The sequence below is a fragment of the Blastomonas sp. RAC04 genome (genome assembly GCF_001713435.1).
GTDB lineage: Bacteria > Pseudomonadota > Alphaproteobacteria > Sphingomonadales > Sphingomonadaceae > Blastomonas > Blastomonas fulva.
This window is the reverse complement of sequence record NZ_CP016460.1, coordinates 1,798,557-1,819,662: the sequence shown is the minus strand read 5'-3', so window position 1 is coordinate 1,819,662 and position 21,106 is coordinate 1,798,557. Positions and strand designations below refer to the sequence as shown.

The following is a 21,106-nucleotide window of genomic DNA, read 5'->3' as shown; positions in this document are numbered from 1 at the left end:
TCGCTTGTCCGCATCATTTCTCGTCTCCTTATACGGGAGGAAAAGCTGAGAGCCTACTTCCCGTTCAGGCCCGATGACCGTCACTCTGGGTGCCAGCTTGACAACCGAATGATGTCGGCTTCCAGTAAAGCCGGCCGTTTGAGACGGCGCTGAGGGACGGCAGGAATGTCCCAAACCCGCCACCCATGGTGAAAGGCAACTATGTCCGCTTCCAGGCAATCGGCGGGCAAACTGCAATGACCGCTATGGGCGCAAAGCTGACTGGCGGCTTACCGATCCGACTGCCATTTGCAATGCTTCGACGTGCGATATGGACTGCGCCCGCCCCCTCGGTGGAGACAAGCCTCACGTTGCAGCACTGGCTTCAGCCAACTTGGCCCGCTCAATCGCCGACCTTATAAAACATCGAGTTGCGCAGCCACTCCTCAAGAGTCGATTCCCGCCATCCGCAGGATCGCTCTGCGATCTTGATCTGCTTCGGGAACGTCCCCGCCTGGTTCTTGCGGTAGAGCGTCGCGCGAGAAAGCCCGGTGCGATCGAGCACGGTGTTGAGCCTCAGGAACCTGTCGGGTGGATGGGATGCCATGGCCATTGTCTCCATCCTGTGATGTGATCTGCCCCTGCCTGCGGCACAGATTGGCGATGTGCCGCTGCGCGTCAATCGAGCCTCCTACGGTGATTTCGCAAGCAATGGGGCAGGGGAGCGCTGCGGGCATGCCGCCGGGAATGGCGGCGTAAGCAGATTATTTCTGCTCACGGCATCTCACTATGCTTCTGCATTCAGCAGCGCATCTTGGTCGCCGCTTTGCGGCGGCGCTTGCCCCGCTCGGGCGGGACACCGGGGTTCGTTAATCGCCTCTAGCCACGCCAGGCCAGCCCGCAACCCGCGTTGCCGGTCCTACACTCCGTGGCTGAGCAACGCCCACCCAGCAGAAACCCAGGCGCAAACGACGCTGCGTCGTACCGCAAGCCGCAACGCCGATTATTCCGCTTTCTCCAAGAGCCTGATCACACAGGCCGACGCGTGCGACGGTCAACGGGTAACACTAATCCGGGCAGCGATGTCCGGCCGGTGAATATTCCGCTTCGGCGCATGTCTCGTGCAAGTCGCTCTCCGTGACAATAGGGATTTCCTATCCTAGTGTCTCCCGTCCTCGGAGGCGCAAGCTGTGAGCGCGCGGCCCCTTTTTTCTAATGGTCCACAGCCCCATCTTGTGTTTCGAATTGCAGCCGGTTGCGGTTGAGCGAGCCTGGCGCTTCGTGCGCGATATGGCGCAGCACCGCCTCGCGCACGTCGCACCGCATGTCGAACAGCTCTGATCCATTGCGCCCGCTCATCAGTACGCGAAGTTGCAGCACCTGCGCGGTCATGTCGGTCACTTGCAGCACTGCGACGCGCTGGTCCCACAGCCGGTGGCTGCGCACCTGTGCCACCGCGAAGCTGCGGATGCTCTCGACATCGGCGGTATGATCGACATAGAGCATTACGGTGCCCAACAGGTGGCTGGTCTCGCGTGTCCAATTCTCGATCGTGTCCTCCAGCAGCTTGGACACCGGGATCACCAGCCGCCGGTCGTCCCAGATCTTCAGCACGACATAGGTCAGCGTGATCTTCTCGACCCGTCCCCATTCGCCCTGATAGACCACCACGTCGTCGATGCGAACCGGCTCGGTAAACGCAAGCTGGATTCCGGCGACGAGGTTCTTGAGCAAGGGCTGCGCTGCGACGCCAAAGGCAAGGCCCGCAATGCCCGCCGATGCCACCAGCGCGACGCCGATCTCGCGCACCGCAGGGATCTTGAGCAGCAACAGGCCCAGGCTGACAATGACCACCACGATCGTCGCGATCCGCGCGAGGATGTCGGCCCGGGTCCGCCTGCGCCGTGCGGTCAGGTTGTTTGCGGCGGAAAGGTCTGATCGGGAACTGACGTATCCGTGGAGGAACCGGATGATGGCGATGACAAGCCAGCCCCACAGCAGCGGCAGGATGATCCGCACGGCACCCACGACAAGCGTCGCATATTGAGGATGGTCGGGCAGCACCTCATCCACCGATAGCAGCGCGAGGCTAACCATGATCCAGCGCAACGGATGATAGATGCACATTGTCATCGCATCATCCTGTCCCTTGCGGGTGCGCCACGCGATGCGCCGGAACACGAACACCAAAGCGAGATGGGCCAGCAGCGCTGCAGCCACCAAGGTCGCCATCAGCACCGGGGTTCGGGCAATCGTCCAAATTTCCGTGGTATCCATAAGCAGCCTCAACGCCTGCCGATGGCAGGGGTTTCATGGCCGTGCGGCGTCAGCTTGGCGAAACGTCGAGGAACTTCATCACCGCAAGGCCCCCATCAGCGCAGGTGTGGCAGAGCCGTGCTCGATCCGGCGGCTGGCCTGGGGTATGATATCGGCCATCACGACGAACAGCATTGCGCCTGCCGAGAACCCCAGCGCCCAGGGTAGGGCGGCAGTCGACAGCTGGACGATGGCGACGCCTACCAACCCGCCAAGCGGTTCGATCAGCCCGGTCGCCAGCGCGCCTAGCAGCACCGCACCGATGACCATCGCTGCAGCGACCGGCTTGGATGACCCCGTCGACTGCGCGCGCTCGATGCCGGGGATGATCAGCGGAAAGAATGCCGAGGCAATCATCAGATGTCGCCAGCGGTGTGGCACGGCTCGTTCCAAAGCCTATGTTAGGGATCGCCCGATTGTCCGGCGCTAACCTTGCGGTCTCTCCCCCAAGTCTCACCACCCGCCCCACAGGAGACCGCAATGTCTGACAATCCCAAGATTCCCGCCAATGATGACGACGCTATGCAGAACCAGACCGGCAAGGGCGGCGGAGGCGAGTCCGGCGGTGGTGCCTATCCCAATCCCCATACCGGCAAGGAAGAGCGCGGTGGCAACCCCGGGGACTTTCAGGGTGGGCAGAGTGAGAACCGCTATTTTGGATCCGATGCCGCATCGGGCAACTCTGCCAAGGGTGCCAAGCGCGACAGGTTGGCATCGGACGAGGACACCGGGGAGTAACGCCTGGACCCTGCAATCCGCTCACGCAAAAAAATGGCGACCCGAAGGCCGCCAGTGAGATGAAGCTGGTTGGTTTTTCACGTCATTGACCGCCCGACGTGGTTGCAGCAGCGCCTTGACCAGTCGCAGCGCCCGTGTCGATCGCGTCGGTCGCGGCGCTTCCCGTCATAGAGTTGACCTGGTCGTGGTGCTTGCGGATGACCGGAACCACTGTTCGCGCGAAAGCCTTGAGATCCGCATTGTCGCCATTGGCGCCATAGCCTTCGTGCAGTGCCAGCGCTTTGCGATGCGCCATCATCTGCTGGTTCTGATATTCACGGTCAAACGCCGCGCCGCTGGCCGACTTGAGGCGATCAATCATGCCCTGATGCTCCGCGTCGAGCCGCGAAGGAGGAGTCGCAGCGGGCGACATCTTGGCCATGACCGCCTTCATGTCCTGCGATGACTTGGTATGGTCGTCGATCATCATCTGGCCAAATGCCCGGGTCTGCTCCGACTGGGCCTTCTGCACGGCCAGCTTGCCGGCTTCGATTTCATATTTGTCGGAGATTGCGACCCGATTGACATAAATGCCAGCTGGCACATTTTCGGGCATCATCGCCCCGTCCGGTCCGATGGTACCATCTGAGGTATCGGTGACCATCTCATCACCGGCCATGGTGGCATCTGCCTGAGCCTTATCGGCCTGCTGGCTGTCGGGTGTATCGCACGCCGTTGACAACAGAGCCGCCGTCAGAATTGCAATGGTACGCATTGTCCTATCCTCTCGACTGTAAGTTGAGGATTAGGCGATACGGCCCCTTGGTCTGGTACGAACTTACATAGGCAAGTGCGGTGCCAGCGAAGACGTGGGAGAGGACAATCCAGAAGCTTCCTGCCGCGCCTGATCGATCAGGTCGATCATCGCGGCAAAGCCCTGCTGGCAGACTGGTTTTTCAAAGCGCGGCACACCTGCAAACTCGCTGCGGACCGGCTGATCGTCGTATCCGGTGCAGAACAGGAACGGCACGCCGTCCTGCGAGAGGCAACGCGCCATGGGAAACACGGCGGTCCCGCGCAAATTGATGTCGAGGATGACAAAATCGATCCTTCCGCAGCTTTTGTACAGCGACAGCGCGATCGGGAGTGTCGTTGCAGGGCCATTCTCAGCAGGCAGCCAGTAGGAAGCGCTGTGTTGCCAACGAGCAATCTGGATTGCAGCATCCTTTTCAAAGAGTGTGCGTCCCAAACTGATCGCATGGGTCCACGTGACGTGAAAACTTCGCTTGCGCTTCACAGATTACTCGAGCGTTGGATACTTTGGTAACGATACTAGTGCTCTGCGGGCTTCTGCAGCACTGTCAGTGACATGCGTTCGATTGCGATCAGGCCCATCTCCTCGAACTGCTGCAACCAGCCTGCCATCGGCCAGAAGCCCCAGCGCGCCCGAAAGAGTTGGGCGTTGCGCACGATGTCACCAAAATGCTGGAGCGGCGGATCAGGGCTGGGATGGTACTGGTGGAAGGCGCCGGGGCCTCCCATGAACAGAAGCGGCAGCCCTGCTGCAGTGGCGCGAAAACCGAAGTCGGTGTCTTCGCCGCCATAGCCCAGATAGGCTTGGTCAAACCCCCCTAACGCGTCGAACCGCTTGCGGCGAATGCCGAACGCCAGCGACCAGAACAGCCCGGGATTTTCTTCGGCGCGCAAGCCCTTTTCGGGAAAGTTGCGAACGGCATGCGGCTTGCCCCGGGCTGCGAGATCCTTCTCGTCCCAGCTCCCGCGCGCATCTTCCGGACCAAGATAGAGTATTTCGGCGCAGATCAGCGCGTCGGCCTGCTTCAAGGCCTCATCCATGGTTCCGATCAACGAAGCCGTCGGAATGCAATCGACATCGAGAAACAGCAGGTTCTCGAAGCTAGCATGCCGCGCAGCCAGATTGCGCGCTTCGGCAAGCGGCAGGTGTTCGGCGGCCAGCCTTTTCACGTGGCAGGGAAAGTCAGTATCGAGCTGCTCGATCGGCGGCTCGCTCGCCATATCAACCACAATGAGCTCGCCCGGAGGTTCGATGCTGCGACGCAATCCTTCGACCAGTTGGGCCAGATGCCCGGCGCGGTTGCGCACGATCGTGAGAACCGAGATCATGCGCCCATCCGCCAGAGATCGAGACGATATTCCGGCTGGCGATCAGCGTGAAGAAGCATGATACGCTCGGCGAGCATCGCTTGCAGCTTCTGCACGGCGCCGTCGCCCGATTGCGGATAGTCGGTATCGCCGGTCCAATGTACAAGCAGCAGTTCGCCCCCGGCAACCACAGCGCCTGCGATCCAATCGGCGGCGCGCTGCAGATCGCCATCGTCCCAATAATAGGCCACTTCGGAGAGCAGCAACAGATCGAACGCCTTGTCTGCAGGGGCCTGCCGGGGAAACTCGATCCGCTCAAAGGTCACCTGGGGCAGGCTGCTGCAGCGTGCGCGCGCCGTGTCCAGCGCGGTTTGGCTGACATCAATCGCCAAGAGCCGACCGCAATACGGCGCCAGCTTGGCGGTCAGCACGCCGTTGGCGCAGCCAACCTCCAGCGCGCGGTCGAAACGGCGATCGCCCAGCGCCGCCAGTGTTCGCGCGTATTTTGCCTGCTCATAGGCCCTGGTCTCGAAGCCCCAGGGATCGGGCGTTTCGCGAAACATTTGCTCGAAATATTCGGCATCGAGGCTGGTCTGGTGTCGCATGTCAGTCTCCGGTGCAATACAGGATGTCGGTGGTCGGCATTCGCCTGAAGGCGCGCGGCAACCGGAATCCGGGGCCCCGCGATGCGCTAATCTGGCTGCGATGCGCGGCCAACGCCCAGCGGCGAAGCCCAGCCGACATCGGTTGGGTACGGAGCAGGGTGCTGCCACGAGGCAAGGGCCGCTCACCCCAGACGATGTACTCTGCAATACGCAATGGGCGGCGGCTGGCATCGCGTACGGCATAGGCCAGCCGTGCAGCGGCCGCGTGATCGCAATGCGGCTCATGCCTTGCGGTCACTGCGATCGCATCCACCCGCTGCGCCGCGCACAGCGCCACCAGTCTACGGCAAGTGCGATCGAACAATACGTTACCCGGATGCGAAGGCGATGCGTCGCGCCAGTCGAGGTGCAGCGTCTCCACCGGTTCGCCGGCCAGCCGGCGCAATGCCAGCGCCGCTTCGCGCTTGCGGGTAATGATCAACCCGCGACCTGCGCTTGCTGGGTGCGAGCCCGAGCCATCGGTGAGATAGGCAATCCCTGCCAGACGCTTTTCGCGCGCGGTCTGGTGGATCAGGGCGCCCGCACCCAATGTCTCGTCATCAGGATGAGGCGCGATCACCAGCCAGCGAAGAGATCGCCAGGGCCGGGCCGACAGGCTGGTGGCGCGCAGCAGTCCGCTCACCACAGCCGGTCTGCCGGGCCCCATGGGTCACGCTCCAGCCATGCCTGTGCCGCGCAATCGCGCGCATAATCGGGGCCCGCTTGGCGCAGATACAGGCTGAGATCGCGGCTGATCTTGTCAATCCGCGTGCCATCCAACGCGCTGTAAGTGCCGGTGATGCGCGCTGCGGCCTCGATCATGTCCAGCCCTGCGCGCTCCACGATCCCGCGCGTCATCTGCGCAAATGCCGGACCATCGGGATCTTGCGACGCGGCGCGCAGCGCGCATTCGCGGACCCACAGATAGGCGGTGCGGGCGGCGGCAACAGCATCGGCGAACCGCGCACGCTGCACCGGGTCCTCGCGTGCGGCAGGGCGCATCGCCTTGCGGATCTCGGTCAGCAACCCCTCAATTCCGCCCAGCTGGACCGCGGTGAACCGCCACGCGCCAGCCGTGAACCGTGGGTCGCGGTGATAATCGCCGCCTTCACCCAGGCAATCCTCCGGCGCTATGGCAAGGCCGTCCAGCGCATAGCTGCCACTCCCGGTGGCGCGCATCCCGCGCACACGCCATTGCGACAGATCGGCGCGTTCGGGGTCGTCGGCGCGCACAATCACCAGCTGTGCGTCTCCATCCGGGCGGCGGGCCGTGATCAGGGCATGGGAATTGCCGCCCGCGCCGGTAGCGAACGACTTGGCGCCTTCGAGCACATAGCCGCTTTGCGTCTCGAGAATCGCGACCCCGGGGGGTGGCTCGGTGGCCCACACGCCGTAGATCGCACCGGCGCCCAGGGCCCCCTTGAGCGCATGCAGCTGCACCGTCGAGCCATACCAGCCGAACAGCAGCATGGCGTTGACATGCCCCTCGTAAAGCCTGCCGACGCTGAGGTCAGCGCGACCGATGATCCTCAGGACATCGAGCATCGCCAGATGGCGCTGATCGTCATCGCGGAAAGGCTGGCCGCCGCTGGCCACCGGTGCGAAGGTGCGGTGCAGCCCCGCCCGCACGATCTGCGCAATACTGTCGGCAGGATAGACTGGCGCTGCATCATAGCGCGCGCCGAGCTCCGCCAGATTTCCGGCAATGCCCATCGCTGCGGCGACGCAATCGGGGCCTGTCGGGACGGACGCGCTGGCCAAGGTCATGCTGCCAGCTCCCGTGCGACCCATGTGGCGGCTTGCGCCTCAAGCCAGCGGGCAAGCCGCGTCGCCGCCTGCGGATCGCGCAGCGCGCGGCGTCCTGCCGGGTCCAGCGCTCGCGCCGCGGAAAGAGCTGCAGGCCATTCGTGCGCGTCCGGCCAGGCCGGGCGGACGATGGCAGCGCCCATGCGCTGCAGCCCCGAGGCGGTGGCATTCTGTTCGCCGAAAGGTCGCGTCTCGGGGATGCAGACGAAGGGGCGATCGGCGGCCATGACCAGGCCGACGACCCCGTCGCCTGCTGCGCCGACCACCACCGAAGCCTTCGCTACCTCGTCGGCCATTGTGTCGCTCCAGCCGGCGAACACCAGGTTGCCCGGGCAATCGGATGGTGCCGACAGGTTTCCGACAACCCTCCATGTGTGGTCCGAGCAGGCGCGGGCGGCGTCGGCGATCGCCGCAGCCGTCAGCGATGTCCCGCCTTCGCCCATGATCACCAGCACGGTTTCACGGGGAACGCCCGGCGCAGCGCGGGCAGGGCTGAGCCCCGGCGCATAAAAGGTCTTGGCCCGGACCCAGTCGGGCGTGGCGGGATCCTCCATGGCCTGCGCAAAGGGCGCGATCAGCGCCTGCGCGCTGCGAAACGCTTCAAGATGCGCAGGATCGCTGCGCTTGCCGTTCAAACGCACATAAAGCACGGGAACCGAGGCCAGCCGCGCCAGCATCGCCACTTCGATCGACACGTCGACGATCATCAGCAATGGACGGGCCTGCTCGATCCATTGGGTGATGCGGGCGACGCGGCTGCGGATGCCAACATGGTCGAGCGGGGCGTAATGCAATGTATTGGGGCGATTGGCGGCCTGATCCCGGCCATCGAAACCGTCGCCGAGCCGGTCATCTGCAAGCACGATGCCCTCTGCGTCGATCTGGCTGCCGAGCAGGGTCACAGGCAAGGATGTCGCCTCGCGGATCACCCGCGCGCGGGACAGGTGCCCGGCCCCGTGATGATGGACGTAATAGCCGATCGGGCGCGGGGTCATGCCATCACCGCCAGCGGCATATCGTGCGGCATCGGTGGCAGCATGGCCTCGTCGCGCACCATGTCGGCGGGGCTCGCCGAGCGCGCGCGCATCCCGCGTCGCCATTCGGCGCGGGCACGCCAGTGGTCGAAATCGGGCATCAGCAAAGGGGTGTCGGCTCCGACGTCGATCAGGCGCGCCATGTCAGCCGCCATGCCGCCTGCCGCGCGACCATCGCATCGGGGCGAGACATAGGCCCAGACATCGGACGGATGCGCGATCCGCGCGCCACGCGCCAGCGCTGCCATCACCAGCCCACGATCCTCGCCGCTGGCGATCCGGGGCACCCCGCCCGATGCGCGATAGGCCGCAAGCGTGATCGCCAGGCTGGCGCCGGTGTGGTCGCCGTGCCGCGGCGGCATGTCCCAGGCTATCGGGTCGATTGCATCCTCGATCGCGCGCACCTGTTCCCAGTAGCGATCAAACGCCCGCCGCAGCATCGCGGCATGCGCGGGCAATGGTTCGTCGGGATCGACGACGATGCGACCGCCCACCAGATCGACGCCGCGTGCGATGCCCGCCGCGATAGCCGACAGCCAGTGAGAGGGGGGCCGAACATCGGCATCGGTGCTGACGAGGATGGCATGGTCATTGTTGGCGAGCAATTGGGCACCGCGGTCCATCGCAAGCCTTCGCGCCGACCCCGCATGGGCCTCGCCCGGCGCGAAGTGGATGTCGGTCAGATCGATCCTCAGCCGTCCAGCATAGTTGGCCCGGCAGCGGTCGATCACCTCAAGGCTGGCGTCGGTCGTGTTATTGACGACAATGGCAACCGGGATGGGCCCGGGAAAATCCTGGGCTGCGAGGGCCTTCAGCAGCACTGGCAGGCGGTCTGCCTCGTTGCGCGCAGGCACGCACACGCACAGCGGGGCGGCACCCGGATCACCCACGGATCATGGCCGGAGTTTGGGTGTCCATGGATTGTACCGGATAGGGTTCGCGCGCGGTGGGCACGGTTTGTGCGCGCATCCGGCGGATCATGTGCGCATAGATCGCTTCATAGCCATCGATCATCTTTTCGGCATCGCAGATCGCAATGGCCCTGGCGCGGCAGGCCCGCCGGTCAAGCTGCATCGCGGTCAGCGTAGCCAGCGCGAGAGAGCCTGAATCGCCGGGCGTTGCCAATACGCCGGAACGTGAATCGACAATCTCTGGGATGGCGCCGCGCGCAAACGCGGCAACGGGCACGCCGCATGCTAATGCCTCAGCCACTACGAGGCCATAGGGCTCATCCCACATGGGTGAGCACAGGAATGCGCGAGCCCCGCCAATGACGTTGGCCAGATCAGCATGCGCCATATGCCCTTCGTACCGAGCATGGACCCCCAACCGAGGCTGGATTTCGGCGCGGAAATAGGCCTCGTCATGCGCAGGCCCGGCGATCCGCAGTGGCAGTCCCACATGCCGGGCGGCATCCATCGCCAGATGCAGGCCTTTTTCCGGGACGATCCGCCCGTACCAGACCAGATAGGGGTCGGCATCGGCAAAAGGCCGAAATGCGAACTTGTTGAGATCGATACCGTTGGCGATCACCGCATCAAGGCCGCGGACGTGCGCCCATTGCCGTGCGATCGAATGCGACACGCCGACCAGCGCATGGTTCGTCGTATCGCTCAGCCGGACACCGCTTTCCAGCCAGCAGAACGGCGGCGTATGCAGCGTCGTGACCATTGGCATCGGCAGCGCATCTGCCATCGAAACCGGCAGATAATGCAGGGAATTGTTCTGGATGATATCGAAGTCGCGCGTACGAAGACTGTTCATAAGCGAGAGATAGGCATGGTGCTCGCGGAAGAAGGCAATGTCGCTGGCTTCTGACAGACCGACTTCGGCGATCGCGGTCTCTGAGCATATCGCCTCGAGGCCAAGATCAGGATCGGACCTTACGGTGGCGAAGAGGGTGACATCGTGCCCGCGCTGCCGCAGCATTCTTGCCAGTTGGAACGTGTGCGTTTCCAGACCCCCGGCAAAAGGTTCGGCGATCGGGTGCTTCAGATGGGAAATGATACCGATACGCAACCTTGAAGACTCCCGAAATTGACATCCTGGACCCGGGACAATCGCGGTATTGGCACGCGTGATTGCCATTGGCGGTCACGCGTCAACGCGCTGAGGCAAAGAAGGTGGGTCCCGGGATTGCTGGCGCATGTAACCAAGACGATACCTGTGAAGGGGTGATTGGTTGCGTGGCGACAAATGTCAGGGCGTCGTGATCTCGCGGAAGATTGGACAGATGCCTCGATCGCAATTCGTCTGCAGTCGCCAAAGTGCAATTCCAAATTTCAGCATTTCGAGCTTTTTTTGGCGACCTCGAGAATGCTGGCCTTCGAGGTTCACCAAGCCTGCGATCACTTTGCTATTGATAACGCCTTGCAACATCTTTAAGGCCCTCTGCCAGAGGGAGTTGGCATGGGTTCGCTTCTGATTTTTAGTCTTATGGCCGCGACGGCGATGTCCTCAGGTCAGGGTGATGGGCTGGGCGCGGATGCAACCATGCACCAAAGCGATCAGGCCGAGATCGTCGTCACTGCCACCCGCTCGGGCTCGGCTATCGAGCGACTGCCGATTTCCGTTTCGGTGGTGGATGAGGAGACGGTGAACGAGCAGCTGCGCCAGAACCGCAATATCCTGTCCGGCCTGGAGTTCATTGTGCCGGGTTTGAGCGTTCAGGACAGCGAGGTGCGCGGCAGTTGCAGCAGCGCCATTCGTGGCCGCGCAGCCTCGTTCCAGATCAACGGCGTGCCGGTGAACGAAGACCTGCGCCCGGGCTCGTGCACCGGACCTTTCACCATATCGCCGTTCTCGGTCGAGAGGGTCGAGGTGGTTCGCGGTGGCACCGCGCTATATGGTGCAGGAGCGCCCGGCGGGATCATAAACCTGATCACCCGGCGTGCGAAAAGCGAGGCGCTGGAGATCGATGCCACCTTGCAGACCAGCTTCAATACCGAAAGGTCGCGCAACACGTTGACGACCGATCTGTATGCGGGCATCGGCCAGAAGCTCGGTTCATTCGATTATTATGTCGGCGCGGCCTATACCGATGGCGGACGGGCACGCAGCGCCACCGGCCTTCCTGTCTATTCGGCGGCCTATGAAGCGGTCGACCTGTTGGCATCGCTGGGGCTCGATCTTGGCGCGGGCCAGGAGCTGCGATTCACCGGCACGTTCCACAACGAGGATGTCGGCGCTCAATTCTATCCGGACGGCACGATCGACCCGGTCAGCGGTCTGTCGCGGATCGTCGAGGTGGCGCCCCACCCGCAGGTCGGCCAGGGTCGCGACCGCAATGTGACCATGGCCTTGAGCTACCGCCATCCCGATCTGCTGGCGCACGACGTGTCGATCAGCCTGTTCTATCAGGACCAGTCGATCAAGCAGCGCGACAACTTCTTCACCGCTGACTTCGGCGATGATTTCTTCGCCTCCAACCGAGAGAACAGCCGCCTCGGCTTCAGGTCCGCGCTGACGCGAAGCTACCCCATCGGCTCGGGAAGCCTCAAGACCACTTATGGCTTCGATTTCACCCGCAATGATTTTCTGCGATTCAATGTCGATGCCGCCAAAGGCGAGGCGGTGACCGGCTATGTGACGCCCGCCTTCTACCTCAATACCTATGCGCCGTTCGGTCAGGTCGAACTGGGCCTGGGACGCCTGACCTTGAGCGGTGGCTTCCGCCGCGAATGGTACAGCGGCGCCATCGAGCGCGAAGGATTCAACCCTGCCCTGCCGCGCGCTGCCACGCCGGGAGCGTTCGGCAATTCGAGCCTGAACCTTTGGAATGCCGGTGCGGTGTTTGCCGTCGCCGATGCCGTTCAGCTTTATGCGAGCTTCAGTCAGGGCGCCGAACTCACCCAGCTTGGCCGTGCGGCACGTGGCGCGACCGACCCCTCGCTGATCACGGTCGAACCTGCCACCTCCGATCAATACGAGCTTGGCCTCAGGGGTGACATCGGCCCGGTGAATTTCGGCTTGGCGGTCTATCACTCGCGCTCGGCGTCTTCGTCGCAGATCCAGCCCGACCCGAGCTGCGCAGGCGAGACCTTCTGCCCCCTGATCCCGCTGCGCGTGCCGGAACGTTTTCGCGGCTTCGAGGCCAATGCGAGCTGGAAGGCGACCGATACCTTCACCCTGGCAGGCGTCTTCACGCTGCAACGCGGACGGGTGTTCAACGAGGATCTCGGGCGATTCATTGCATACGGCACCGATGTTGCCGTCCCGGTCCGGGTGACAGGCCGCGCGGAATGGCGCCCGGTCGCACCACTCAAACTCAACTTCCAGATGACTCATTATGGCGCGTCGTCCTTCTTCACCCCGACCGAACAAGCAATTGGCTTCGTCGATACCGACGCGGTGACGCTCGCGAGCGGCAGCGTCAGCTATCAGGCAGGACCGGTCGAGTTCTACATTGCTGCCGACAATCTGTTCGACGAACGCTATGTGAGCGTCGCCAACCAGGTGCAGGGACAAGGCGGCTTCACCTTCATGGAAGCACCGGGGCGCAGGGTGACGGTGGGTGTCAGCGGTCGCTTCTGACACCCCGCGCACGGTCCATGGGGACGAGGCGCAGGCGGGGCGCCGCAAGGCCGTACCGCTGTCCTACTGGCTGCACTCGCTTGTCGGCCTCAAGCTCAGCCTGTTCCTGGGATTCGTCTGCCTGACCGGCACGATCGCTACCGTCGCGCATGAGATCGAATGGCTCTACAAGCCCGCTGTGCGCTCGTCCGCGATGCAGCGCGAGGCTGATTGGGGCGCTATGTGGGATGCCGCAAAGGCCGCCCATCCCGATGCAACATTGACCGCGATCGGATCGTACGAACGAAACGACGCGCCCTATTTCGCCAAGTCGGTGTCCGCGACCGACGGCACGGGCCAGGATTTCACGATCTATGTCGATCCCGGCACGTCACGGGTGACCGGCCACGAATATGGCCGCAGCTTTCAGGATGGGATGCGCGCGCTGCATTATTACCTTTTCGCACCCGGCCCCATCCCAATGTACATCGTCACGTCGCTCGGGTTCCTGTTGGTCCTGTCGCTGGTGACCGGACTGATCAGCTACAAGAAATTCTGGCGCGGGTTCTGGCGCATGCCGCGCTGGCATCGCGATCTACGCACCGTGATGGGCGATCTCCACCGCCTCATCGGGCTTTGGTCGGTCTGGTTCTTCGCGGTCATCGGCGTCACTTCGATCTGGTATTTCGTCGAGCACGCCGGGTTGGACCTGAACACCCCGCCACCCTTTGTGAAGCCGATACAACCGGCGACCGACATCACGGGCGACCAGATCAGTCGCTGGACCCGGATCGCCCGGCGCGAAATGCCCGGCCTTGCGATCACGGCGGTCCATCTGCCTTATGGACCCGGCGACCCCGCTATCGTCCAGGGCCAATGGCAGGCCTGGCTGGTACGCGAGCGTACCAATGCCGTCTTTATCGACCCTGCGACCGACGAGATGGTTGGCAAGCGCATCGCGCACGAAATGGGCGTGGGCGAACGCATCGTCCACACGGCCGACCCGCTGCATTTCGGCACCTTTGGTGGCCTCGCCACCAAGCTTATCTGGGTGGTGTTCGGTGTCGCGCTTGTAGCCATGGCCGGCAGCGGGGCGGTGATCTATGCCAAGCGTCTGCGCATCGCGGCGGGCAGCGGCGTTGCCATGGGCATGTTGGACTATCTGGGTGATTGGAAATGGCCAAGCATCCTTGCGATCACTGCCGTGCCGGGGATTGCATTCTGGTTCTGGTGAACAGCCAAGCCCGCTGAACCATAACTTGCGCTCAGCCACGCACAAAATGGATGATAGATTCTTCCAGGTGGAGATAGCTTCTGCCTTTGCGCCTTGACCTGGTTAAAACCGAGGGCCGCGCAAGGCTGATCGACTGCGTCGAGGCGCAAGCGACCGCTCCTATCAGCTACGGTCGTTCCTGTCGGCCGACGTGAACGACCCATTCTGGGTCGGTTACGGACTGACAGGTTCTGAGGCATCCAGCTAACGCTCAACGGCTGCTGTTAACTGGGCATAGGCCCTTCCAGGGGCACCCGGCTGCTAACAACGTTGACTTTGCCATTGCCCCCATGCCGCGCCTGCGGATCAGATTTACGCGAGCCGGTGGCAATGCTAGCCCAGTCAACAGGGCAAGGGGGAGGTGCCGATCATGCGGGCGAGCTAGTTGGCCGTGGGTTGGATGATCAAGTCTGTGAAGATCACGATGTTAGCATGACTCCCCAGAAATCCAGACAACCACAGAAGGTGTTCAATCTGCTTTGGTACGAGCGCCTCCAAAGTCGCGGTCGACCTCAATTGAACAGGAAAAGCCGCAGATTGGCGAAGAGTTCTTCGCGTGATGACACGCCGACCTTGCGGTAGATATTTCGGATGTGGAAGCGTACGGTGTCGAAGGATTTACCTTCGATTTCGACGATATCCTGCACTGTTTTGCCTTCGAGCTTGCGGCGGCAGATCAGCGCTTCCTGTTTGGTCAGGTTGAAGAATGTCTCGAAGTGACGAAAATCGGCAGCGAGGAAGTCGTCAGTCTGTGCAAACCTGATTCCAAAGCATGTTGGCACTCCGGGCGTCATGATCCGCTGGATCTGGAGAGCCCAGAGCGGGCGATCGTTTTCATCCTTGAGCCATAGGACAATGTCCGCGTTTCCGCTGCGGATAAAATCCTGAAATGCCGTCTGCTCCTTTTTGCCGGTTATGGTGATGAGATCACGGTCGATCCTGAATGCCCGGGTGGCGGAGAGGAATTGTGCGAGCTGGTCGTTATGCCATAGCACCTTTTGCTGCTCGTCGCAGATGAGACGGCCATGGCGGCCAAGCGAAAGCCAACCCGACAATACCAGCGGTAACATCAATGAAAAGGTCATTGGCACCTTTTGGCGTACTGATTGCATCCCTTGTACGTGGATGACCTACGCCGTCCGAATAAATTGAACACTATTATTTGTATTTCTCGAAATTCGATAAACAAGTCTATTTTCTCCAGCGAGGCTATCGGATTATCTGAAGCACTTTGTAGGCAGAGTATGGTCGCATCCAACACGGCCAGGGATATATTGCACTGCGTATGTCTTGAGCATTGCGTAGGTCGCGCCAACACCAAAATTAATAGATTTTTAATGAAAAAATATTTCAAAGGCGGGACGGTTCGCCTTTTTTTATGCTGCGCAGGCGATTCGCGATTGTAAAATCGTCTCTATTCGGCACTCAATTTCACTAACGGCGATGATAGATCGGGTGCGAACCAAGCAAACCTTGGCCTGTATGGGCATGTCGGCAAATCCCACTCAAATGGGTGAAGCGACCTGCTTGGCATTGGGGCTACGCTGATTAACGGTGAAGGTTTTGCTGTTAACTATTTCAGTTAACGGCAGCTGCCTTCCCCAAAATAGCAGAGGATATGCCGACAATAGCCCCCCCCAATTACCTTTGTGTCGCAGGCAGGTCTCGCAGCCTGCCCAGGAAAAGTAACCCATATGCCAAGCAATGGTGCCTGGCGTAGGCGAAAAGGATTTGTCTTATGAAGAAGATCTTGATGGTTGCAGCTGCAGCCGCAGCCCTGAGTGCAGTCCCCGCATCGGCACAGACTGCCGGTACCAATCTCACCATCAACCTGAACGCTCAGGTCGGTAGCGTTTGCGGTGCCTATCGCGCAGGAGGCCAGGTTGTGGCTATCAATTTCGGCGAACTCGCCAGCGTCGCAACCACCGCAACCGTGACCCCCGCCAGCCAAGGCAGCGTCACCTATCGCTGCAACTCGCCGGTTGGCTTTACTCGCACGATCAGCTCGGCAAACGGCGGTTTTCTGTCCCGCAACAATGCACCGAACCCTACTGCTGAAAACCGCATTCCGTTCTTTTTCGCACATGGTGGCGGCAGCGGTCTGGGAATTCCCTCGCAGCAGCTGACGGCTGCGGTCATCACCAACCTGAACGCCAGTTCCGCGTTTCTTGCTGGCCAGACTGGCGGTCTGACCTTCTCGATCAATGGTGTGCAGGCCGCTGTCGGTGGCAACGATGCGCCGGGCACCACCGTGTTCGCTGGTACCTATCAGGACACTGTGACCATCGCCATCACTGCGAACTGATTTTGCCGACTTCAATGTATGCTCATGAAAAGGGCGGGGCAGCGATGCCTCGTCCTTTTCAGTATTTTCCCTGATCCATGCATTACTATGGCATCTTCGGTCTTATGAGCGTCAATGCATCAGGTGTCTGGATTGGGCGACAAAATCTGTTGTTATTACTAGGAGCTTATTGATGGTGCCCGCTAGGTTAGCATCAACGATTAAGGCTGCCATGTTGGCCATCGTTGCATTGGCAATGGCGACGGTCGCCCACGCATATGAAGTCTCCCCGATGCGCATTTTTCTGCAGCCCTCCCGCGGTCAGTCTAGCGCGACGATTGCAGTCAACAACATCCGCACCGACAGCCTCCCGATCGAGGTAAAGGTCCTACGCCGTCTGGTGAATCCCGACGGTTCCCAGACCTTTCAACCTGCCGACGACAAGTTCGTCATATTTCCTCCGCAAGCGCAGATTGCTGCAGGCCAGTCGCAGGCCCTTCGGATCCAGTACACCGGAGATGCTGTCACCGAAAGCGAAGCCTATGTGATCCAGGTCACGGAGGTTCCGGTCAATCGACTTGAGCAATCAGGCATTCAGTTCACCTATAATTTCGGCGTCGCCGTGTATGTTCAGGCCAACAGGCCTCGAGCAAGACTGGCTATCGAAAATACGAGAATTGTTGAAGGAAAACTTCGCTTCAAAGTAGCGAATTCGGGCAATGATTTCGCCTTCATCAATGGCCAGCAGCTCGAATATCAGATCGGTGACGAAACATTTCGTCTTGATCGGGACGCCCTCACAAATCTGGTCGAAAACCCGATAATTTCGCCAAATAGCGAACGGGAATTTTCTCTCTCGCTTGATAATCTGATCGATGGAACTCCCGTCAAGGTTCGGTTGTCGCGTGCCGACGGCTGATAATTTGCAGCTCGATTATTCAATAAGAAATGGAGCATTTTCAGGGCATGAGTGGGGCGGCTGTGGCCAGGGGATTCTTGATAACCAAGATGATTGCCGGCACCGCGCTTGCGATCGACTTGGCCTCGCCCCCGGCAATCGCCCAAGCTTCGGCGGCACCTGAGCCGACCAGTCAGGCTTCCACCCCGCTGCGCATAGGGCCGCAGACCGCGCCGTCCAAATCTGAACTGCCAGAGCCCGACTTGCAGTCCACGCAAAAAGACGCAAGGCAGGCGCCGACGCGGATTAGCCTGCCCCCCTTGCTGGGAGGCCAAAGGCTGTCAGCCATCATGGCGGAGATCACGCTGACGGAGCTGCTCGGAATCGAAGGCGCTTCATTGCTGGTAGCTCTGGGCGACAGGATCGATGACGATACGAGATTGGCGCTCGAACAGCGCAAAAGCGAATACTTGACCGTCGATGATCTAGCCCAACTGGGAGTTACGGCCAGTTACAAGCCCAATGAACTCTCGATCGTACTAGCCATTCTGCCTTCGGCGCGAGGGCCACAACGTTTTAGTATAGCCAACCAGTTTGATTTTTCCGCAGCCGCTCGTGCGATGCCAGCGGAGTTTGCCACGGGCTTCACCGGCACGCTGATCGGCGGACGCGACTTCAGCGCTGGGTCGGTCAGCGACAGGCTGATCTACGATTTCGCCGGCTTTGCCAACGTCGGCGGGCGTGATGGAGTGTATGTAACATATGGCGGAACGTTTAACATTGCAGGCGGAGGCGGGCTGTTCGAGCGGAACCGGATCATCGTGTTCAAGGATTTCGAAAGCGCGATCCTGCGTGTGTCTGCCGGTGACCTTGTCCCGCAAATACCGATCATTGCAGGCGACGTTGAGATTCTCGGCGTATCAGCCGAACGGCGCTACGACGCCATCCAGCCGTTGCGAAACATCCGTCCCACCGGGCGTCGTACCTTCAGTCTCGATTCCCCGGCCCGGATCGAGATATACGCGAATGGCGCGCTTGTTCAGACGATCGACGCCAGCCCAGGTGAGGTCGACCTCAACCAGATACCAGCTCTTTCCCTGACAAGTAACATTTCTATCATTGTCGAGGACACGACCGGACGCAGAGAAATCGACAGCTTCACATTGGCCAACGACATCGAGTTGCTGGCCGAAGGCATCAGCGAGTTCAGTTTCTCGGCTGGAGCCCTCCGACGGTTTTCTACGCGCGGATTTGCCTATACCGATAACCCTGTCGCCACCGGTCAGTATATCAAGGGTTTCAGCGAGAAAGTGACTGCGGGGGGACATTTCATCGTCGCTCAGGACTACCAGAATGTCGGCCTGCGCGCTGCGGTACTCGGTTTGCGTGGCGCAATTTTCAGCGGCATCAGCGTCAGTCGCGCGACAGGGAGCACCGGGTATGCCGCAAGCCTCGCTTATCGTGGAGATCCGTTGCAACTGTCGGATCTTGGCGGACAGCTGAATTTCCGGTTCGACTATCAAAGCCGTGGTTATCGGCGGCTGTCACTGTTTCAGGTGATCGATAACGTAAAGTTCGATATCGCAGCCGATTATCGGATCAATCTCACGACACGGATTGGAATTTCGTTCGGGGGCACCTATTTTGAACGCTATAACCAACCCGACAAGACGCGCGCTTTGTTTGGAGGCGTCCAGGTCAGTTTTGGCCGACTGCTGCTTTCGGCCACTGCGCGCTATGCCAAGATTGGACCTCGCACCGACACGGGGGTTTTGGCGACGGCGACCTTGCCGCTTGGCCGCTCCCACTTCGCCAACGCCAGCTTTGACACGGGAACGGAGCAGGCGCGCTTAGAGGTCCGCCGCCAGCGCGATATCACGATCCCCGAATTCGACTATGGCGTCATCGCCGAATCCAATCCGCTTTTCGATCGCCTCACGGGCCAGACACGTTTTGCCAATTCGCGCGTCAATCTCGATGTCGAGTTCACGAATGTCCAGCCCAGAGGCATGTTCGGTGCCAGAAACCAGAACATCGGCCAGTTCCGTCTGCAATCCGGTTTTGCCTATGCAGATGGGGAATTTGGGATCGGTCGCAATCCGGGCCGTGGATTTGTGATGGTTAACCGCCACCCTTCGCTGCGGAGGTCGCCCATCGACATCGAGAACAGCGGTGTCGGAAGACGGTCAGGCCAGATCAACGGCTTAGGGCCGGCAGTGATCTCCCAGCTTTCCGGTTATCGTCCGGATCCTGTCCGCGTCGATGTGCTCAACGCGCCGACCGGGTACGATATCGGTCCGGGGGAATATATCAGCGATCCGGGAGCGCTCAGCGGCGTCAAGATCACGGTCGGTTCTGACGCTTTCCGCACCGTGATCGTAACGCTGACTAATCCTGACGGTGTTCCCGTGGCGTTGAGTTACGGAACTGTTCGCAACCTTTTGACCGGCAAGACAGACACCTTCTTTACCAACGCAGCCGGGCGCGCTGTGTTCTCGCAGGTTTCTCCAGGCCGTTACAGGGTTGAGTTTATGGACAGTGACTTGACCTATGATTTCGTGGTATCGGAAGATGCGGCAGCGATTATTCAATCCGGCGTCCAGGCCATGGAGGTGATGCCTTGAAGAAGCTTGCTCTGTTCATTGCAATGATCGTCGGTGTTCTTACTCCGGTCCAAGCTGTGCAGTCCCAGTCCGGGCAAGCTCAAGGGCAGGGTAACGGGGCAGGTCAATGTTCAGGCCCCTATGTCCTGACCGCACGACAATCGAGCGGGCAGACCTATGACCCCAACGAAAACACCAGCGCCATCGTCCGGATCAACCTGCAGCCAGCCGCCTCCGACACACCGCAGGGTTGCGCCAGCCTACCGGTTAGCATCTTTCCGCAGTCGGCTAGCACGTTCACATTTGCCAACGGTGGCAACGCCATCGGGTTTACCCAGGTCAATTCTGGTCTAGTCTCGCAGGCCAACGCGACGCGGTTCGAGTTGAGCGGCAATGCTCGCAGCCAGCTTGTGCGCGGCACCCCTGTCGATGTCGACTTGTTCGAGATCAGCGCTGGGCAGTTCCTGGCAGCCGGCGAGTATCAGGGGACGGTGCTTGTCCAGGTGGGGGACGGCCTGCCGACCCCGGTGCTGTTCACGATCATCGTACGTCCCGCGATCAAGTTCGTGATCGAGAACGGGTCCTTGCAGAAGGACCTGAGTTTCGGCGACGTCACCGACGGCTCGACGCTGCAGACCACAGTGTTCTATCAAAGCAATGCGGCAGTCGCTATCACGATCCAGTCGCAGAATCTGGGTTCACTGGTGCATGAAGGCGGCAGCGCGTTCGGCAACATCCCCTATAGCTTGGTGTACGATGGCACGCCGGTCAATTTGGCATCGCTTGCCCAGATCAACAGGGCGTTCACCGGGCTCGGCACGCGCAGGGAGCAGATGCAGTTGCGGGTCGAGCCGCAAACGCGCAAATATGCCGGCACCTACCGAGACGTCCTGACGCTCAATTATACGGCCTTTTAGGC

The 21,106-nt window shown here is 61.0% G+C and carries 20 protein-coding genes; 7 read left to right on the top strand and 13 right to left on the bottom strand.

Annotated elements, in window-relative coordinates; translation table 11 throughout:
- Positions 1–382: 382 nt before the first annotated feature.
- The 3 genes from BSY18_RS09525 to BSY18_RS09515 form a co-directional block, all read right to left on the bottom strand.
- A complete protein-coding gene (locus BSY18_RS09525; protein ID WP_054136617.1) occupies positions 383–586 on the bottom strand; it encodes a helix-turn-helix transcriptional regulator in 204 nt (67 codons plus the stop codon).
- A 605-nt stretch (positions 587–1,191) separates the two neighbouring features.
- Positions 1,192–2,256, bottom strand: coding sequence for a mechanosensitive ion channel family protein (locus BSY18_RS09520; RefSeq protein ID WP_069050434.1), 1,065 nt, complete (start codon positions 2,254–2,256; stop codon positions 1,192–1,194).
- Positions 2,257–2,334: 78 nt separating this feature from the next.
- A complete protein-coding gene (locus tag BSY18_RS09515) occupies positions 2,335–2,652 on the bottom strand; it encodes a hypothetical protein (RefSeq protein WP_069050433.1) in 318 nt (105 codons plus the stop codon).
- 123 nt (positions 2,653–2,775) lie between these two features.
- Between BSY18_RS09515 and BSY18_RS09510 the strand changes: the two genes are divergently transcribed.
- Positions 2,776–3,033: a hypothetical protein gene (locus tag BSY18_RS09510; RefSeq protein WP_069050432.1), complete on the top strand. Its 258-nt coding sequence runs from the start codon at positions 2,776–2,778 to the stop codon at positions 3,031–3,033.
- Between the two features lie 82 nt (positions 3,034–3,115).
- On the opposite strand, the gene BSY18_RS09505 is transcribed toward BSY18_RS09510, so the two are convergent.
- From BSY18_RS09505 to BSY18_RS09465, 9 genes are all read right to left on the bottom strand, one after another.
- Entirely contained in the window at positions 3,116–3,787 is a 672-nt protein-coding gene (locus tag BSY18_RS09505; RefSeq protein ID WP_069050431.1) for a DUF4142 domain-containing protein, read from the bottom strand.
- Positions 3,788–3,850: 63 nt separating this feature from the next.
- Positions 3,851–4,309, bottom strand: a complete 459-nt coding sequence (locus BSY18_RS20945; RefSeq protein ID WP_150126249.1) for a response regulator — start codon at positions 4,307–4,309, stop codon at positions 3,851–3,853.
- A gap of 35 nt (positions 4,310–4,344) precedes the next feature.
- Positions 4,345–5,154 carry a glycosyltransferase family 2 protein gene (locus BSY18_RS09495; protein ID WP_171900201.1) on the bottom strand — a complete coding sequence of 270 codons (810 nt, stop codon included), beginning with the start codon at positions 5,152–5,154 and terminating at the stop codon, positions 4,345–4,347.
- Positions 5,151–5,738, bottom strand: a complete 588-nt coding sequence (locus tag BSY18_RS09490; RefSeq protein WP_069050428.1) for a class I SAM-dependent DNA methyltransferase — start codon at positions 5,736–5,738, stop codon at positions 5,151–5,153. Before BSY18_RS09490 ends, BSY18_RS09495 begins: the two co-directional genes overlap by 4 nt.
- A 1-nt stretch (position 5,739) precedes the next feature.
- A complete protein-coding gene (locus tag BSY18_RS09485) occupies positions 5,740–6,444 on the bottom strand; it encodes a PIG-L deacetylase family protein (RefSeq protein ID WP_083231401.1) in 705 nt (234 codons plus the stop codon).
- Positions 6,417–7,544, bottom strand: coding sequence for an acyl-CoA dehydrogenase family protein (locus tag BSY18_RS09480; RefSeq protein WP_069050427.1), 1,128 nt, complete (start codon positions 7,542–7,544; stop codon positions 6,417–6,419). The genes BSY18_RS09485 and BSY18_RS09480 overlap by 28 nt, the downstream gene beginning before the upstream one ends.
- The gene (locus tag BSY18_RS09475; RefSeq protein ID WP_069050426.1) at positions 7,541–8,578 is read right to left on the bottom strand and encodes a glycosyltransferase; all 1,038 of its coding nucleotides are present in this window, start codon (positions 8,576–8,578) and stop codon (positions 7,541–7,543) included. The genes BSY18_RS09480 and BSY18_RS09475 overlap by 4 nt, the downstream gene beginning before the upstream one ends.
- The gene (locus tag BSY18_RS09470; RefSeq protein WP_069050425.1) at positions 8,575–9,507 is read right to left on the bottom strand and encodes a glycosyltransferase; all 933 of its coding nucleotides are present in this window, start codon (positions 9,505–9,507) and stop codon (positions 8,575–8,577) included. The genes BSY18_RS09475 and BSY18_RS09470 overlap by 4 nt, the downstream gene beginning before the upstream one ends.
- Positions 9,500–10,636 (bottom strand): glycosyltransferase, encoded by a 1,137-nt coding sequence (locus BSY18_RS09465; protein ID WP_083231400.1) that lies wholly within the window; start codon positions 10,634–10,636, stop codon positions 9,500–9,502. The genes BSY18_RS09470 and BSY18_RS09465 overlap by 8 nt, the downstream gene beginning before the upstream one ends.
- A 474-nt stretch (positions 10,637–11,110) precedes the next feature.
- Between BSY18_RS09465 and BSY18_RS09460 the strand changes: the two genes are divergently transcribed.
- Both BSY18_RS09460 and BSY18_RS09455 read left to right on the top strand, forming a co-directional pair.
- Positions 11,111–13,150: a TonB-dependent receptor gene (locus tag BSY18_RS09460; protein WP_171900200.1), complete on the top strand. Its 2,040-nt coding sequence runs from the start codon at positions 11,111–11,113 to the stop codon at positions 13,148–13,150.
- Complete coding sequence (locus BSY18_RS09455; protein WP_083231398.1) at positions 13,131–14,363, top strand: PepSY-associated TM helix domain-containing protein; 1,233 nt, start codon at positions 13,131–13,133, stop codon at positions 14,361–14,363. Before BSY18_RS09460 ends, BSY18_RS09455 begins: the two co-directional genes overlap by 20 nt.
- 551 nt (positions 14,364–14,914) lie before the next feature.
- On the opposite strand, the gene BSY18_RS09450 is transcribed toward BSY18_RS09455, so the two are convergent.
- Entirely contained in the window at positions 14,915–15,487 is a 573-nt protein-coding gene (locus BSY18_RS09450; protein ID WP_069050423.1) for a helix-turn-helix transcriptional regulator, read from the bottom strand.
- Between the two features lie 653 nt (positions 15,488–16,140).
- On the opposite strand from BSY18_RS09450, the gene BSY18_RS09445 reads away from it, so the two are divergent.
- The 4 genes from BSY18_RS09445 (at position 16,141) to BSY18_RS09430 (ending at position 21,104) form a co-directional block, all read left to right on the top strand.
- Positions 16,141–16,707, top strand: coding sequence for a hypothetical protein (locus tag BSY18_RS09445; protein ID WP_054136604.1), 567 nt, complete (start codon positions 16,141–16,143; stop codon positions 16,705–16,707).
- Between the two features lie 211 nt (positions 16,708–16,918).
- Complete coding sequence (locus BSY18_RS09440) at positions 16,919–17,605, top strand: fimbrial biogenesis chaperone (protein ID WP_171900199.1); 687 nt, start codon at positions 16,919–16,921, stop codon at positions 17,603–17,605.
- Between the two features lie 29 nt (positions 17,606–17,634).
- Positions 17,635–20,208, top strand: coding sequence for a fimbria/pilus outer membrane usher protein (locus BSY18_RS09435; RefSeq protein ID WP_150126248.1), 2,574 nt, complete (start codon positions 17,635–17,637; stop codon positions 20,206–20,208).
- Positions 20,205–21,104 (top strand): hypothetical protein, encoded by a 900-nt coding sequence (locus BSY18_RS09430; RefSeq protein ID WP_069050420.1) that lies wholly within the window; start codon positions 20,205–20,207, stop codon positions 21,102–21,104. Before BSY18_RS09435 ends, BSY18_RS09430 begins: the two co-directional genes overlap by 4 nt.
- The last annotated feature ends 2 nt before the right edge of the window (positions 21,105–21,106 follow it).

What these genes read in the sequence shown, in the direction of transcription:
- BSY18_RS09520 (WP_069050434.1), bottom strand. Translation starts at nt 2,256, where the DNA reads ATGGATACCACGGAAATTTGGACGATTGCCCGAACCCCGGTGCTGATG.
- BSY18_RS09495 (WP_171900201.1), bottom strand. Translation starts at nt 5,154, where the DNA reads ATGATCTCGGTTCTCACGATCGTGCGCAACCGCGCCGGGCATCTGGCC.
- BSY18_RS09435 (WP_150126248.1), top strand. Translation starts at nt 17,635, where the DNA reads ATGGAGCATTTTCAGGGCATGAGTGGGGCGGCTGTGGCCAGGGGATTC.
- BSY18_RS09460 (WP_171900200.1), top strand. Translation starts at nt 11,111, where the DNA reads ATGCACCAAAGCGATCAGGCCGAGATCGTCGTCACTGCCACCCGCTCG.
- BSY18_RS09510 (WP_069050432.1), top strand. Translation starts at nt 2,776, where the DNA reads ATGTCTGACAATCCCAAGATTCCCGCCAATGATGACGACGCTATGCAG.
- BSY18_RS09480 (WP_069050427.1), bottom strand. Translation starts at nt 7,544, where the DNA reads ATGACCTTGGCCAGCGCGTCCGTCCCGACAGGCCCCGATTGCGTCGCC.
- BSY18_RS09445 (WP_054136604.1), top strand. Translation starts at nt 16,141, where the DNA reads ATGAAGAAGATCTTGATGGTTGCAGCTGCAGCCGCAGCCCTGAGTGCA.
- BSY18_RS09450 (WP_069050423.1), bottom strand. Translation starts at nt 15,487, where the DNA reads ATGACCTTTTCATTGATGTTACCGCTGGTATTGTCGGGTTGGCTTTCG.
- BSY18_RS09505 (WP_069050431.1), bottom strand. Translation starts at nt 3,787, where the DNA reads ATGCGTACCATTGCAATTCTGACGGCGGCTCTGTTGTCAACGGCGTGC.
- BSY18_RS09515 (WP_069050433.1), bottom strand. Translation starts at nt 2,652, where the DNA reads ATGATTGCCTCGGCATTCTTTCCGCTGATCATCCCCGGCATCGAGCGC.
- BSY18_RS09440 (WP_171900199.1), top strand. Translation starts at nt 16,919, where the DNA reads ATGTTGGCCATCGTTGCATTGGCAATGGCGACGGTCGCCCACGCATAT.
- BSY18_RS09490 (WP_069050428.1), bottom strand. Translation starts at nt 5,738, where the DNA reads ATGCGACACCAGACCAGCCTCGATGCCGAATATTTCGAGCAAATGTTT.
- BSY18_RS09485 (WP_083231401.1), bottom strand. Translation starts at nt 6,444, where the DNA reads ATGGGGCCCGGCAGACCGGCTGTGGTGAGCGGACTGCTGCGCGCCACC.
- BSY18_RS09525 (WP_054136617.1), bottom strand. Translation starts at nt 586, where the DNA reads ATGGCATCCCATCCACCCGACAGGTTCCTGAGGCTCAACACCGTGCTC.
- BSY18_RS09475 (WP_069050426.1), bottom strand. Translation starts at nt 8,578, where the DNA reads ATGACCCCGCGCCCGATCGGCTATTACGTCCATCATCACGGGGCCGGG.